A 14,611-nucleotide genomic window follows, 5' to 3' on the forward strand; every position below is an offset into this window, starting at 1 on the left:
ACTGGCGGTACTACTGCTCTTATGCCTGGCCCTGTCTGCGTGCTCTTGCACGTCGGAGGGCGGTAACCGGCCTCCGACGTCGGCCTCGGGTGAGGACACGAGTCACACGGGATCGGAGCCGGCAGGTGGCACAGGCTCGGAAAGCAAGCCGACCTCACCTGGCGATTCGGGTGCCGACCGCGGCTCGGGCACGGGAGACGAATCCGCCACAGCGACAGCAGGCGGCGGAAAGTCCACGCCGTCCCGGTCCCAGGCGCAAGCTGATTACCTGCTGGCCCAGCAGATCACGTTACTCGGCCAGGGGGACGGGAAGTTGATGAGTTGCGAGAACGACCTGACGGAGTACCCGGATGACCTCCGCAGCTCGCCGGCCGTGTGGCTGACCAGTTCTTCCGGCCCGGGGGAAGCTCCCTTGGTCGATGAGGTCGCTCTCTGCCTGCAGGGATTCGCCAATGATCTGCCGATTACGGTGAATGTCACGGTGGGAGGTCAGGATCACGCGGTCGAGGTGACACCTGTACCGGGTACGCTTCCGGTCTCCGAGGGGCCGGAAGAGAATGCGCCCCCCGGCACCTTGTTCGACGGCGCAGCGTTGAACGTCTACGGCGTCGGGGAGGAGTCGGTACAGAGCCGGATATGGCACTTCGTGCCCCCGGACTCCGTACGAGAGCGTCTTGCCGCCGCCGGTGCCCTACGGATCACCGCGTTCCAGGGCGGCGCCGCTGCCTCCCGTGTCCAGACGGTAACGCTTCCGCGCGAGCCGGAGCGGAATTGGCTGCAGGTGAAGGGAAGCCCCCGCCATCTCGTGGTTTACGGATTCGGACGGGGTGAGCGCGTCCCGGTCGGCCTGTACGCCGTGGACCAGTCGCTGGACGCCGTGCTCGTCCGGCAGATCGGCACGGTCGTCATGCCTGCTTCCCGGGTGGTGGTGTTCACCGTGCCACACGACGTTCTCGCGCTCCGGCCGAAGACGAAGTACTGCGTCACGGTGCCGCTGTCGACGCAGGGCGCCGGCTGCTCCTTGGGCTGACCGTTCAGACCGTGCTCGTCATTGCCGCAGCGCTCCTCAGCGACCGTCCCCCCGCTTCGCCCCCGGCATCAGGAAGTCGTCCAGGAGTTCTGTCAGTTCGCGGACCAGTGGGCGGAGGACGCGGAAGCGGGAAGCGGCGATCAGGCGGGCGACCAGGGGGGACGTGCGGGTGACCAGGGCGCGGCTGCGGGCGCAGTTCGGTGAGCGGTCGTGGACCCAGTACAGGACGAGGCCCATCTGCTGGAGCCAGAGCAGGCGGGGGAGCTGGTCGGCCAGCTCGGGCGCCGACTTCACGTCCGCGCCGGCCAGTACCTCCCGGTGCAGGGCGATGGCCGCCTCGCGGGGGCCTTCGGAGGCGGCCGAGAAGGGGCTGAGCGGGCTGTCCGGGTCGGCGGCGTTCTTGAAGAACTGCGCGGCGAACCGGTGGTACGGGGCCGCGACGTCCAGCCAGCTGAGCAGCAGCCCGCGGATGCGGGCCGACAGGTCGGTCTCGGTGGCGAGGACCTGGGCGGCGGCCGCCCGGTGCTCGTCGGCGATCCGGTCGTAGAACCCCTGGATCAGGTGTTCCTTGGAGGAGAAGTAGTAGTAGGCGTTGCCGACCGAGACGCCGGCCTCCTGGGCGATCGCCCGCATGGTGGTCTTGTCGTACCCGCGCTCCTCGAACAGGTCCATCGCGGCCTGCAGGATGCGGGTGCGGGTCTGCTCGCCCTTGGCGGGCCGGGGCGTCCCGGTCGTCTCGTCGCTCACAGGGTCCGACCTTAGCCGGGGGCCGGTCGGCCCCCGCCGGCCCGTCGCTCCGGGACGTACGACCAGCCCCGTGCCCGGTCGTACGTCCAGCCGTCGGCCCGCTCCCGCGCGGGTCCCGTGGGGTGGTGCGCCGCGCGGTACTTCGCCGCCGCCAGCACGGCCGCCCGGGCCAGCGGCGCGCCCGCCGGGGTGGCGAGGCGGTGGGCCGTGGCGCGGTGGGCGGCCAGCGCCCAGAGGCAGACGATCCAGGCGGCGGCGCCCCGGTAGACCTGGCCCCCGTCGCCGACGCAGGTGATGTCGCGCAGCGTGGTGTCGTGGTCCAGCTCGGGGAAGCGGCGCCGCGCCTCGGCCGAGCCGGCCGGGACCGGTACGAGGGGGACGAGCTGCCGCTGCCGGGTCAGCCAGTCCCGTACGAAGGCGCAGAGCGGGCAGTCCGGGTCGTAGAGCACGGTGATCGACCGGAGCGGGGTCCGCGGTCGCGCTGCCGAGGCCGGAGTCGGAGCCGGGGCCGGGGTCGGCATGGCTCAGGCCTGCGCCGGGGCGGTGAAGCCCTGCGGCTCGACCGGCGGCAGCTGCTCGCGCTCCATGGCGCCACGGCGCCGGATGCGGCTGAGGACGTAGACGTTCGCCAGGTGCAGGACGCCCAGTACGAGCAGGACGACGCCGAGCTTGACCGAGAGCGTCTCGACCAGGCCGCGGGCGGTGGCGACGGCGTCGGCGGCGCGCAGGTACAGGGCGACGAAGCCCAGGTTGACCAGGTAGAGGCCGACGACGAGCAGGTGGTTCACGGCGTCCGCGAGCTTTTCGTTCCCGCGCAGGACGTCGGCCAGGAAGATCTGGCCGTTCCGGCTGAGGGTGCGGGCGACCCAGACGGTCAGGGCGATGCTGACCAGCAGGTATACCGCGTAGGCGACGACGGTGAGGTCCATGGGACGGCCTTTCTGAACGTGTTCAATTCCCCGTTGTCGTCGACAGTAGACCTGTTCTTGAACATGTTCAAGTGGATGTCGAACGCCCCGGCCGCCTTGGCTTGCCGAGGCGTTCCGCGGGGCGTCAGAGTCCGTGCTCGGCCAGGAAGTCGGCGATCAGCCGTTCCCACTCCTCGGGGCACTCGTGCATCGGCACGTGGCCGGCGGCGAGCCCGGCGTACCGCGCGCCGGGGATGCGGTCGGCGAGGTAGCGGGAGTGCGCGGGATCGACCAGCTGGTCGTGGAGGGTGGCGATGACGAGCGTGGGCGCGGCGACGTGGGGCAGGTCGGCGCGGGTGTCCAGGGCCCGCACCAGCGCCGCCTGGTCGGCCGAGCCGGACGGCACCAGTTCGGGGCACGGGTCGAGCAGCGTCTCGACGTCGCCGGCCGGCAGCCCGTCGAGATGGCCGGGGGCCCAGCCGCTGAGCGTGCGGGCCAGCGCGAGGCCCGTGTAGTCGTCCTGTTCCAGCAGCCGCTGCCACAGCGCCAGCCAGAGGTCCGTACGGCGGTCGGGCGCGGCGAGGCCCGCGGTGAGGACGAGGCCGCTGACCCGGCGCGGGTAGCGTGTCGCGGCGCGGACGGCGACCGCCGTGCCGAGCGAGTAGCCGATGAGGGTGAACGTCTCCAGGCCGGCCGCCACCGCGCCGTCCACGACCGCGTCGGTGAGGGCGTCCAGGGTCAGCGGTCCGGACGCGCGCGGGGTGCGGCCCGAGCCGGGGTAGTCGGGGGCGACGACGGTGTGGCCGGAGTCGGCGAGCGCCGGTAAGAGTCGGGCGAAGTTGTCGTCGATGCTGCCGGTGGCGCCGTGGGCGAGCACGATGCCGGGGCCGGAACCGGTGACGGTGGCGGAGAGCGGAGGCAGGGGTCGGTGCGGGGAGAGGGGGGCGGTGTCGTTCGTCATACGGGAGAGCATTCCCCGGGACGAACGCCGTACCTACGCCAAGGGCCCCCACCCGGTACCAAAACCGGACAGGGGCCCTCGCGCGGAATCAGGCCTTACGGGCCGTCAGAACCGCCGCGTGATCAGCGCGCGCTTCACTTCCTGGATCGCCTTCGTCACCTCGATGCCACGGGGGCACGCGTCGGTGCAGTTGAAGGTCGTACGGCAGCGCCAGACGCCGTCCTTGTCGTTCAGGATCTCCAGGCGCTGCTCACCGGCCTCGTCACGCGAGTCGAAGATGAAGCGGTGCGCGTTGACGATCGCCGCCGGGCCGAAGTACTGGCCGTCGTTCCAGAACACCGGGCACGAGGACGTGCACGCGGCGCACAGGATGCACTTGGTGGTGTCGTCGAAGCGCTCGCGGTCCTCGGCGGACTGCAGGCGCTCGCGCGTCGGCTCGTTGGTGTCCTTCGTGATCAGGAAGGGCATCACGTCGCGGTAGGCCTGGAAGAACGGCTCCATGTCCACGACGAGGTCCTTCAGGACCGTCAGGCCCTTGATGGCCTCGACCGTGATCGGCTTCTCAGGGTTGATGTCCTTGATCAGCGTCTTGCAGGCGAGTCGGTTCTTGCCGTTGATCCGCATGGCGTCGGAACCGCAGATGCCGTGCGCGCAGGAGCGGCGGAACGTCAGCGTGCCGTCCTGCTCCCACTTGATCTTGTGCAGACCGTCGAGCACGCGCTCCTTGGGGTCCAGCTCCAGCTGGAAGTCCTGCCACTGCGCGTCCGCCGAGACCTCCGGGTTGAACCGGCGGATCCGGAAGGTGACGGTGATCTTCTGGGCAGCGGTGCTCTCGGCCGCGTCCAGCGCCGCCGAGTGCTTGTCAAGCGTGGGGGTGCTCATCAGTACTTACGCTCCATCGGCTGGTAGCGGGTCTGGACGACCGGCTTGTAGTCGAGACGGATCGACTCCTTGCCGTCAGCGCCGACCTCGCGGTACGCCATGGTGTGCCGCATGAAGTTGACGTCGTCGCGGTTCGGGTAGTCCTCGCGGTAGTGACCGCCGCGGGACTCCTTGCGGGCCAGCGCGGAGACCGCCATGACCTCGGCCAGGTCGAGCAGGTTGCCCAGCTCGATGGCCTCCAGCAGGTCGGTGTTGAAGCGCTTGCCCTTGTCCTGCACGGAAACGTTCAGGTACCGCTCGCGCAGCTCGCCGATCTTCTCGACCGCGGTCTTGATCGTCTGCTCGGTGCGGAACACCATCACGTTGGCGTCCATGCACTCCTGCAGCTCGGTGCGGAGCGCCACGACGCTCTCCGTGCCGTTGGAGTCGCGCAGCCGCTCGACCTGGTCCTGGACCTGCTTGGCCGGGTCCTCGGGCAGCTCGACGAACTCGTTCTTGTGCGCGTACTCCGCGGCGGCGATGCCCGCGCGGCGACCGAACACGTTGATGTCGAGCAGCGAGTTGGTGCCCAGGCGGTTGGCGCCGTGCACGGACACGCAGGCGACCTCGCCGGCGGCGTACAGGCCCGGCACGACGGTGGTGTTGTCGGCCAGCACCTCGCCCTCGACGTTGGTCGGGATGCCGCCCATGGCGTAGTGCGCGGTCGGCTGGATCGGGATCGGGTCCGTGTAGGGCTCGATGCCGAGGTAGGTCCGCGCGAACTCGGTGATGTCGGGCAGCTTGGCGTCCAGCTGCTCCGGCGGCAGGTGCGTGAGGTCGAGGTAGACGTGGTCGCCCTCGGGACCGCAGCCGCGGCCCTCGCGGATCTCCGTGTAGATGGAGCGCGAGACGACGTCACGCGAGGCGAGGTCCTTCATGACCGGCGCGTACTTCTCCATGAAGCGCTCGCCGTCCTTGTTGCGGAGGATGCCGCCCTCACCGCGGGCGCCCTCCGTCAGCAGGATGCCCATCCGCCAGATGCCGGTCGGGTGGAACTGGAAGAACTCCATGTCCTCCAGCGGCAGCCCGCGGCGCCAGGCGGCGGCCTGGCCGTCACCGGTCAGGGTGTGCGCGTTGGAGGTCACCTTGAAGAACTTGCCGGTGCCGCCGGACGCGAAGATGATCGACTTCGCCTGGAAGACGTGGATCTCGCCGGTCGCCAGCTCGTAGGCGACGACACCGGCGGACTTCTTGACCCCGTCCACATCGTTCAGCAGCAGATCCAGGACGTAGAACTCGTTGAAGAACTCCACGCCCTCCTTGACGCAGTTCTGGTACAGCGTCTGGAGGATCATGTGGCCGGTGCGGTCCGAGGCGTAGCAGGACCGGCGGACCGGGGCCTCGCCGTGGTTACGGGAGTGACCGCCGAAGCGGCGCTGGTCGATCGTGCCGTTCGGGGTGCGGTTGAACGGCAGGCCCATCTTCTCCAGGTCGAGGACGGAGTCGATGGCCTCCTTCGCGAGGATCTCGGCGGCGTCCTGGTCGACCAGGTAGTCGCCACCCTTGATCGTGTCGAAGGTGTGCCACTCCCAGTTGTCCTCCTCGACGTTCGCGAGGGCGGCGGCCATGCCGCCCTGTGCGGCGCCGGTGTGGGAGCGGGTCGGGTAGAGCTTCGTCAGGACGGCGGTGCGGCTGCGCTTCGTCGCCTCGATGGCGGCGCGCATGCCGGCGCCACCCGCGCCGACGATGACGGTGTCGTACTTGTGGATCTTCATTGTTCCAGTCAGCCCCGGCTTTAGCGGATGTTCGGGTCGAAGGTGAAGATCACCAGCGTGCCCAGAAGGACGGTGAACACCGTGGCGGCGTACAGCAGCATCTTCAGCCAGAAGCGGGTGTTGTCCCGCTGCGCGTAGTCGTTGATGACCGTGCGCAGGCCGTTGGCGCCGTGCAGCATCGCGAGCCACAGCATGATCAGGTCCCAGGCCTGCCAGAACGGCGAGGCCCAGCGACCGGCGACGAACGCGAAGCCGATCTTGCTCACGCCGCCGTCCAGCACCAGCTGGACCAGCAGGTGGCCGAGGACCAGGACGACCAGCACGATGCCGGACAGCCGCATGAACAGCCAGCCGTACAGCTCGAAGTTGGTCCGGGTCGACCGCGGAGTCTTCTTGGTACGGGCGCGGGGCGGCTCGATGACGGGAGCCGGGTTGTCCACGTCGTACAGGGACACGGAGTCGTTCACAGGAGTCGTCTCAGCAGAGGACATCGCGCTTCATCAGCTCCCGAACAGCGTGCGCAGGGTGTGCTGCAGCACGGGGTAGAAGGCGCCGGCCATCAGGACCAGCCAGACACCGACAACGGTCCACAGCAGCTGCTTCTGGTACCGCGTGCCCTTGGACCAGAAGTCCACGGCCACGACGCGCAGGCCGTTGAGCGCGTGGAAGAGGATGGCGGCCACGAGGCCGTACTCCATCACGTTGACGAGGGGCGTCTTGTACGTGGCGACGACGTCGTCATAAGCCTCGGGAGAGACGCGAACGAGAGCGGTGTCGAGCACGTGCACGAACAGGAAGAAGAAAATGAGGACGCCGGTGACTCGATGAGCCACCCAGGACCACATACCTTCCCGGCCGCGATACAGCGTTCCAGCCGGCACGGAAAAACCCTCCGGGAGCGGGGACTGGGGCCTGCCGGCTTCACTGTCGGTCTGGCCCGGCCGGGTACGGTCCACCGGCCCTGGCCATCGTAGCGACGACTTGTCGGTTCCTCCCGCCGGGGTCCTCAGGTGTGATCAAACAAGCACGGACGGACTATCGGACAGGGAGGAAACGGCCCATCACGGCCCTTGCCCGACAAGATGGGCGAGGCGCCCACGGGCGATCCGGCGCAGCTCCTCGGCGGCGACGGCGCGCTCCTCGTCCGGCTCGTGCGCCAGCCGGCTCCGGATGCCGCTCAGCACGTGGTTCAGCAGCTCCTCCTCGCGCAGCCCGTCCAGGCAGATCACGAAGACATGGCGGAAGCGGCGCTCGTACTCCGCGTGCGCGGCGCGCAGCGCGGTGTGGGCCGCGAGCGTGCCGCGGCCACGGGCGCCCGCGAGCGGCTGCGGCGAGACGGATTCCTCGGACAGCGCCTCGGCGAGATCGGCGGGGCTCAGGTCGTAACTGGCCTCGTCGGCGGCGGCCTGCAGCGCTTCCAGGTCGGGATACGGGCGGTGCGCGGCGATCCGGCGGGCCCAGCGGCGGCTGCCGCAGCAGGCCAGCAGCGCGGTCTCGGCGGCGCCGGCGGCGGCCGAATTCAGGCGGTCGAGTCCGGACGCGCCGTCCTGCTGCCGCCGCTGCGGCCGGCAGGTCTGCGAGGGTATGCCGGGCCGGGGAGTGGGCAGAGTGGTCGGCCGGGCGGGGGACTCGTCGGACAGGGGGATCTCCTCGGACGGCCAGGGGCGGCGCCGTGCGCCGGGAACGCCACGCGCCGGGAGTGTCACACGCTGGGGGGTGGCGAGAGCCCTGGGGAAGGGGAGGTGGGTGAGCAGCCGCCACCGTAACGACGCGAGACGGGATCTGTCCGACGGATGCGCGAATTTCACCCGGATGAGAGAGCTTTCGCGCGCGTAGTGGACGGGAAGTTTCTCCAGCTGGCAATACTTCGCCCTGGAAAGGGAGGTTTGCGTAGATGAGGAAGTTGACGGCATGGGTGGCACTGGCCGCCTCGGCCCTGACCATCACCGGCTGCTCCGGCGGGTCCGGACAGCACGGCAGCGGCAGCGGGAACGAAAGCCAGGATTCCAAGTCACCCACGTCCGCCGCGTCCTCCGCCGCGCCCACGCCCCGCTGGGCCGCGGTCAAGGGAGCCCCCCGCACGGTCCCCGCCGTCCGCTCCTTCAAGGCGGCCGACGGTACCGGCTGGCGCGTCTCGAAGAACGCCCGCGTCGTCGTCCCCGCGGGCCGGGACAGCCCGCTCGCCGACGAGGCCCGCCGGCTCGCCGCCGACCTGGGCGGCCTGAAGCTGTCCTGGCAGGACGATGCGCGACCTGGTGACGTCGAACTGAAGATCACCGGGGAGGGCGAGGCCGCGAAGGCGAACAACGCGGCCCCCACGAGCACCGCCGACGAGGCCTACACGATCACCGCCCGCGACACCCGGCTCACCCTGACCGCGCCCACCGACACCGGCATCTTCAACGCGACCCGCACGGTCCTGCAGTCCGTACGCGCCGCCCACGGCGTCCCCGAGGGCACCATCGAGGACCGCCCCGACCGGGCCCAGCGCGGCCTGCTCATGGACATCGCCCGCAAGCACTACACCGCCGACTGGCTGGAGAAGCGCATCCGGGAGCTGGCCGACCTCAAGCTCAACCAGCTCCAGCTGCACTTCTCCGACGACCAGGCGTTCCGCATCGAGAGCTCCAGCCACCCGGAAATCGTTTCGCCGGAGCACCTCACCAAAGCGCAGGTCCGCCACCTGGTGAAGCTCGCCCGGGAACTGCACATCACCGTCATCCCCGAGCTGGACTCCCCGGGCCACCTCGGCGCGGTGATCGACAAGCACCCCTCGCTCCAGCTGCGCAGCGCCGCCGGCACCGCCCCGCGCGGCGCGGTCGACATCTCGCAGCCCAAGGCCGCGCAGATCGTCGACGACCTGATGCGGGAGTACGCGAAGCTGTTCGCCGAGGAGGGCGTGCCCGGACCGCGCTGGCACCTGGGCGGCGACGAGTACAGCGCCCTCACCGTGAAGTCGCCCGGCACCAGCTACCCGCAGCTCGCCCGCGCCGCCACCAAGAAGTACGGCGCGAAGGCGACCGTGCAGGACCTGACGACCGGCTGGCTCAACGACCGCGAGAAGACCCTGCGCGACGCGGGGGTGAAGCACGTCGAGGCCTGGAACGACGGCTTCCACGACAGCAAGGTGGTCACCCCCGCCAAGGACCGCACGGTGGCGTACTGGACCGGCAAGGAGATCGGCGCGAACGAACCGGCCGGCTTCCTGAAGGAGGGCCGCACGGTCGTGAACCTCAACGACGAGTTCCTCTACTACGTGCTCGGCCAGCCGAACGACTTCACCTACCCGACCGGCGAGCGCATCTACAAGCAGTGGACCCCGGCCGTGCTGCGCGGCACCACCCCGGTGACCGCCTCGCTCACCGGGCCCGACCGCGTGCCCGGTGCCCGCTTCGGCGTCTGGGGCGACCTCCCGCAGTCCCAGACCACCGAACAGGTCGCCCGCGGCATCCGGCTCCCGCTCGCCGCGCTCTCCCAGAAGGTCTGGGACCCGCGGAAGCCGCAGCTGTCCTGGACCGACTTCAAGGCCCGGGCCGCGACGGTGGCGCCCGCCCGCTGAACGACCCCGCGAACGGCCCTGACGTACGCCTTCGCCCCGGTATGACACGGTCCGCTGTGACGTTCCGGCGCCCCGGCACGCAGTACGGCGCAGCAAGGAAGTGCCGGGTCGCGAAGGGGAAGGCGTACGTCATGAGCCTGGTGGAACTGGTCGCGCGTGCCGACGCACGCGGCCTGGCGGCGAGCGGCCTCGCCTGCCTGGACCGCTGCCTGCCGCTGCTCGGCGCCGACGACGACGCGCTGCGCCCGCTCTGGGCGAGCCTGACGGCGGACGGCACGGCGTGGGGCGCCCAGCTGACCGCCGTACGGGCCCTGCTGCCGCAGGCACCGGCGGACGCCGCGCCGGACACCGCGGAACCGGCCGGGCTGGTCCGCCGCATGGTGGACGCCGCACCGGCCGGCCGCGACGACGAGGACGCGCTGCGGGCCTGGGCCGACGACTGCTCGCTCGCGGCGCTCCACATCCACCACCTGCTCGACCCCGGCCGGGCGGAAGACGGTACGTACACCCTGGAGGACCGCCGCGCGGGCCGCACGGACGGCATGACGCCGCTGGTCGAGGCCGAACTCCGGCGGCAGACGACCATCCTGGAGGCGCTCTCCGCGCGCGGCCCGGCCGGTCTGCGGCAGGCGGTGGAGGTCTCCGCCGAAGGCCGCCGCGTGGTGCGCGCCGTGGTCTCCCGCCAGGCCCGCGGCACGGCCTGAGCCGCGGGACCGTACGCCGGTCGGCCACGGGTCGCCGGCGTACGAGCGTCCGGCGTACGAGCGTCCGGCGTACGAGCGTCCGTGCTGGTCGCCGGGGTGCCGGCGGTGCGGCGCCCGCGACACTGTGACATTTCCGTCCCGCCCCACGCTGATGACAAGGGGGGCGCGGACGCCCTGCTGCGTGCCATGCCACGACGGGTGACACGGGCATGGACGCATGAAGAGGACAGCGGTTGGGCCGGAGAGCGGGACCCCGTCGCGCATCGGCGCACGACGGGGAGCTGGGCGCGGCCGTGGCACGGGCGCAACAAGGCGACGAGACCGCCTTCGCGACCGCGTACCGCCTGGTGCACCCGGGCCTCCTCGGCTACCTGCGCGGACTCGTCGGCGACGCGGCCGAGACCGTGGCCGCCGAGGCGTGGCAGGAGATCGCCCGGGACCTCGGACGGTTCCGCGGGGACGGCGCGGGGTTCCGCGGCTGGACCGCGGCCATCGCCCGGCGGCGGGCGCTGGCCACGCCGCGCCACCCGGAAGCGGGACAGCGTGAGGCCGTGTCCGGGCCGGAGCCGGACGGGCCGGAGCCGGGTGGACCGGAGTCGGCCGAGCGGGCGTTGGAGCTGATCGCGGGGCTGCCGCGTGACCAGGCCGAGGCGGTGCTGCTGCGTGTCGTGGTCGGTCTCGACGGCCCGGCGGCCGCCCGCGTCCTGGGGAAGCGGCCCGGCGCCGTACGGTCGTCGGCCCACCAGGGGCTGCGGCGGCTGGCGGCACGGCTGGACGCACGGGGAAACGGGGAAGACCGAAGCGGCACGAGGGACAAGAGGAGAAGGTGAGGGGCCACGCATGGGTGGCGGTTCCAGGAGCGTCGGTGCGGCGCCCGGTGACGACGACGGGGGCGGCCCCGCCGCGCTGGGCGAGCTGCTCGGCGCCGCGGTGCGGGCCGGCTCCGCCGTCACCCCCGAAGGAGAAGAACGCGCGGTCGCCGCGTTCCACGCGGCCCGGAACGCCCGGGAGCACGCGACGGACGTCCGGCGGCGGGGCGACCGGCGCCCGCGCGCGGCCCGGCGCGTCGGACGGCCCGTACGCGCCGCGCTGGGGGCGCTGCTGGCCTCGTTGACGCTGGGCGGCGTCGCCGTGGCGTCGATGGGCCACTTCCCCGGCAGCGCCCCGGAGCGCCCCCGCCCGTCGCCCACGGCGCCCGGGCGCGCGACACCCCCGTCCCTCCGCCCGGACTCGCCCACGGGCCCCGTGGCGCCCCTCATCGAGCCCCCGCACACCCACCCGGAGCCACCCCGGCGCCCCGGCAAGCCGACCGACCACCACGGCCCGCACGACAAGCGCCACGACAAGAGCCACGACAGCCAGTGGCACGGCGGAAAGAGCCACCAGGGCAAGGGCCCGGGGAACGAGGGGGAGGCGAACCACGGGCGCGGAGGTGAAGGTCAGGAGAACAAGGGCCGCACGGCCGAGGGGCGCAGCGGCCAGGGCTCCGACGGCGAGCGGCGTCACGCCCGCGGCACGGGGCACCCGCACAAGCAGCCGGGTAAGCCGTGGAAGCCGGGCGAGACCCGGGAGGAGCGACAGGCACCACAGGCGCGCCAGGCCTGGAAGAGGTGAGGGAGGGGGACGGCCGGGGCCGCCACCCCCCACAGGAGAGGCCCCGGCCGTCGTTCTCGGGAGGGCCGCACCGGGCCCTCATTCCCTACAGCGTCGGCAGGGCCGAAAGCGTCACAGCGGCGTCACACGCCGTACGGACGACCGCATCCCGATGACTCTGGACGCAGGGCAGCCGATGCCCGTAACGTGCAGGTCCGCGCCGGTCGGTGCGCTCGTCACGCGTCATGCGGCGGCCCGCCGGGGCCGGCGGGCGGGCCGGACGTACTTACTTCGGCGTAGGTGGCCCGACGGGATACCGTCGGCGCCAGAAAGTTCATTTACCTGCGGTAGCCGGATGCCGGCGGCCGACGTAGGCAGCAACGACCGGGCAGCGGATGCTCCGCGTGCGACAGGATGGACCCGTGCAAGGGGACGACACTCAGCCGGACGACAGCCGGTTGACGGTCGCCGTACAGGCGGCACAGGACGGTGACGAGGCGGCCTTCCGTACCGTCTACCGGGCCGTACATCCGCGTCTTCTGGGATATGTGCGGACCTTGGTGGGCGAGGCGGACGCAGAGGACGTCGCCTCCGAGGCCTGGCTGCAGATCACCCGCGACCTCGCCCGCTTCAGCGGCGACGCCGACCGCTTCCGCGGCTGGGCGGCCCGGATCGCCCGCAACCGTGCCCTGGACCACATCCGTATGCGCGGCCGCCGCCCGGCCATCGGCGGCGACGAGAGCGAACTGACCGACAAGCCCAGCTCGTCCGACACGGTCGACGAGGCCCTGGAGTCGCTCGGCACGGGCCGCGCCTTCCGGCTCATCTCCCAGCTGCCGCAGGACCAGGCCGAGGCCGTCGTGCTGCGGGTGGTCGTCGGGCTCGACGCCAAGAGCGCGGCCGGCGTGCTCGGCAAGCGGCCGGGCGCCGTGCGCACCGCGGCCCACCGCGGACTGCGCCGCCTCGCGGAGCTGATCACCGGGCGGGGGGAGGACGCGGTGCCCGGTGAAGCAGATGTTCCGCCGGAGCAACCGGAAGGCCTTCCCGACCGTCCTGTAGCAGGGGAGCGGCCGGCCGACGGGCCTGTGGGCGCGCCACCTTCCCAGGGCCGTGCACGCCGCAGCGGCGGAACGGAACCGTGCGTACCTGGTGTGACGGAAACGGCCGCACGTACGCAGAAGGACATGTGATGGCCGACGACCGGTACAACTGGCTCGACGAGGACGCCGCGGAGCGTTTGCTGCGTGGCGAACGGGTCGATGCCGGACGCGGCCGCGGCGCGGAAGAACTCGACGACCTGCTCGACGCGGCCGCCAGAACGGCTGCCGCCCCCTCCGCCGACACCGTGCTCCCCGGTGAGGAGGCCGCCGTCGCCGCCTTCCGGCAGGCTTCGGCGGGCAGATCTACGCGCGACACGGCCACGGCCGGCGGCGCCGCGGAGAGCGCGGCGGAGGACGGCATACCCGTGGTGCGGTCCGTGTCCGGCGGCGCGTCCCGCACCTCCGACCGCAACCGCCTCGGCCGCCCCTTCCGGCGCGGCCTCGCCGTCGCCCTCGCCGGCTGCGCCCTCGGCGGCGTCGCGGTGGCCGCCGGCACCGGCGTCCTCCCCACCCCCTTCCACCGCGGGCCCGACCCGTCCCCGAGCGTCTCGGCCGCCGTCACCCCCAGCACGCTGGAGAGCCGCGACCCGGCGCCCGACGCCTCGGACGGCGCCACCCGATCACCGGACGCGGACGCCGACTCCGCGGACCCCGCGACCCCCACCACGCCCGCACGTCCCGACGGGCGGCCGACGCCCGGCCGCGACGGCGACGCAGCCGTGGACCTGCCCGTACCGGACCTCACCCCGGGTGGGAAGGGGACGGACGGCGGCAGCCAGGCCAAGCGGCGGGCGGCCGCCCTCGCCCTCTGCCGCGACTACGAAGCGGGCCGCACCGACTCCGAGGACCGGGTGCGCCGCATGGAGCGCGCGGCCGGCGGCGCAGACCGGCTGCACGCCTTCTGCCGGCGGTACCTCCAGCAGAACGGCCTGACCGGCGGGCTCGGCGGCTCGGGAACCACGGTCGGCGACTCCGCCGGCGACACGGGATCCACCGGCTCCTCCGGTTCCTCTGGTTCCTCTGGTTCTTCCGGTGACGGCACGTCGGGCGACGGCGGCTCCAGCGGGGGCAGCGACTCCGGTGGCGGCACCACGGGCGGCAGCCAGGGCGACGACGAGAGCCACCCAAGCTACGCGCCGAGCGGCACCCCGGCCCCCACGACGACCACCCCGTCACCGGAGCCTTCGAGCGCCACGCCGACGCCCTCCACCACCCCCTCCCCGACCGGCTGACACCCCTCCTGGCCATCGGGTGTGACGTTTTTCGGGCCCGTGACGCTGTACGTACTGAAGCCGACTGGTCATCGGCTGCGCGGGCGCCGGGGTTCCCCCCGTACCTACGGCACCGCGCATCGGCGCGAGCGGGGCACGTTC

The 14,611-nt window shown here is 72.0% G+C and carries 16 protein-coding genes; 7 read left to right on the plus strand and 9 right to left on the minus strand.

Annotated features, from left to right (window positions below):
• Window positions 1-412 precede the first annotated feature (412 nt).
• Window positions 413-1,030 carry a hypothetical protein gene (locus IF20_RS05390; protein ID WP_199896499.1) on the plus strand — a complete coding sequence of 206 codons (618 nt, stop codon included), beginning with the start codon at window positions 413-415 and terminating at the stop codon, window positions 1,028-1,030.
• 36 nt (window positions 1,031-1,066) lie between these two features.
• Here the strand turns inward: IF20_RS05390 and IF20_RS05395 are convergent, their stop codons facing one another.
• From IF20_RS05395 to IF20_RS05435, 9 genes are all read right to left on the minus strand, one after another.
• A complete protein-coding gene (locus IF20_RS05395; RefSeq protein ID WP_052863790.1) occupies window positions 1,067-1,777 on the minus strand; it encodes a TetR/AcrR family transcriptional regulator in 711 nt (236 codons plus the stop codon).
• 11 nt (window positions 1,778-1,788) lie between these two features.
• Complete coding sequence (locus tag IF20_RS05400; RefSeq protein WP_052863791.1) at window positions 1,789-2,298, minus strand: thiol-disulfide oxidoreductase DCC family protein; 510 nt, start codon at window positions 2,296-2,298, stop codon at window positions 1,789-1,791.
• 3 nt (window positions 2,299-2,301) lie between these two features.
• Window positions 2,302-2,706 carry a hypothetical protein gene (locus IF20_RS05405; RefSeq protein WP_052863792.1) on the minus strand — a complete coding sequence of 135 codons (405 nt, stop codon included), beginning with the start codon at window positions 2,704-2,706 and terminating at the stop codon, window positions 2,302-2,304.
• A 124-nt stretch (window positions 2,707-2,830) separates the two neighbouring features.
• Window positions 2,831-3,646, minus strand: coding sequence for an alpha/beta fold hydrolase (locus IF20_RS05410; protein WP_052863793.1), 816 nt, complete (start codon window positions 3,644-3,646; stop codon window positions 2,831-2,833).
• Between the two features lie 105 nt (window positions 3,647-3,751).
• A complete protein-coding gene (locus IF20_RS05415; protein ID WP_052863794.1) occupies window positions 3,752-4,528 on the minus strand; it encodes a succinate dehydrogenase iron-sulfur subunit in 777 nt (258 codons plus the stop codon).
• Window positions 4,528-6,282, minus strand: a complete 1,755-nt coding sequence (sdhA, locus tag IF20_RS05420; protein WP_052863795.1) for a succinate dehydrogenase flavoprotein subunit — start codon at window positions 6,280-6,282, stop codon at window positions 4,528-4,530. Before sdhA ends, IF20_RS05415 begins: the two co-directional genes overlap by 1 nt.
• Window positions 6,283-6,302: 20 nt before the next feature.
• On the minus strand, window positions 6,303-6,773 hold the full coding sequence (locus IF20_RS05425) for a succinate dehydrogenase hydrophobic membrane anchor subunit (protein ID WP_030254128.1): 471 nt from the start codon (window positions 6,771-6,773) through the stop codon (window positions 6,303-6,305).
• Window positions 6,774-6,782: 9 nt separating this feature from the next.
• Window positions 6,783-7,163: a succinate dehydrogenase, cytochrome b556 subunit gene (gene sdhC / locus IF20_RS05430; RefSeq protein ID WP_110943876.1), complete on the minus strand. Its 381-nt coding sequence runs from the start codon at window positions 7,161-7,163 to the stop codon at window positions 6,783-6,785.
• A gap of 180 nt (window positions 7,164-7,343) precedes the next feature.
• Window positions 7,344-7,868 carry a 2-oxo-4-hydroxy-4-carboxy-5-ureidoimidazoline decarboxylase gene (locus IF20_RS05435; protein ID WP_052864050.1) on the minus strand — a complete coding sequence of 175 codons (525 nt, stop codon included), beginning with the start codon at window positions 7,866-7,868 and terminating at the stop codon, window positions 7,344-7,346.
• Window positions 7,869-8,176: 308 nt separating this feature from the next.
• On the opposite strand from IF20_RS05435, the gene IF20_RS05440 reads away from it, so the two are divergent.
• The 6 genes from IF20_RS05440 to IF20_RS05465 all read left to right on the plus strand — a co-directional run bounded on the left by IF20_RS05440 (window position 8,177) and on the right by IF20_RS05465 (window position 14,470).
• Entirely contained in the window at window positions 8,177-9,841 is a 1,665-nt protein-coding gene (locus IF20_RS05440; protein ID WP_052863797.1) for a beta-N-acetylhexosaminidase, read from the plus strand.
• A gap of 131 nt (window positions 9,842-9,972) precedes the next feature.
• Complete coding sequence (locus IF20_RS05445; RefSeq protein ID WP_052863798.1) at window positions 9,973-10,545, plus strand: hypothetical protein; 573 nt, start codon at window positions 9,973-9,975, stop codon at window positions 10,543-10,545.
• A 233-nt stretch (window positions 10,546-10,778) separates the two neighbouring features.
• Entirely contained in the window at window positions 10,779-11,375 is a 597-nt protein-coding gene (locus tag IF20_RS05450) for an RNA polymerase sigma factor (protein ID WP_052863799.1), read from the plus strand.
• 10 nt (window positions 11,376-11,385) lie between these two features.
• Window positions 11,386-12,159: a hypothetical protein gene (locus IF20_RS05455; RefSeq protein WP_052863800.1), complete on the plus strand. Its 774-nt coding sequence runs from the start codon at window positions 11,386-11,388 to the stop codon at window positions 12,157-12,159.
• Window positions 12,160-12,533: 374 nt separating this feature from the next.
• Window positions 12,534-13,328, plus strand: a complete 795-nt coding sequence (locus IF20_RS05460) for an RNA polymerase sigma factor (RefSeq protein WP_052863801.1) — start codon at window positions 12,534-12,536, stop codon at window positions 13,326-13,328.
• Entirely contained in the window at window positions 13,328-14,470 is a 1,143-nt protein-coding gene (locus IF20_RS05465) for a hypothetical protein (RefSeq protein ID WP_052863802.1), read from the plus strand. The genes IF20_RS05460 and IF20_RS05465 overlap by 1 nt, the downstream gene beginning before the upstream one ends.
• Window positions 14,471-14,611 lie beyond the last annotated feature (141 nt).

It is taken from the genome of Streptomyces niger (assembly GCF_000718305.1).
GTDB lineage: Bacteria > Actinomycetota > Actinomycetes > Streptomycetales > Streptomycetaceae > Streptomyces > Streptomyces niger.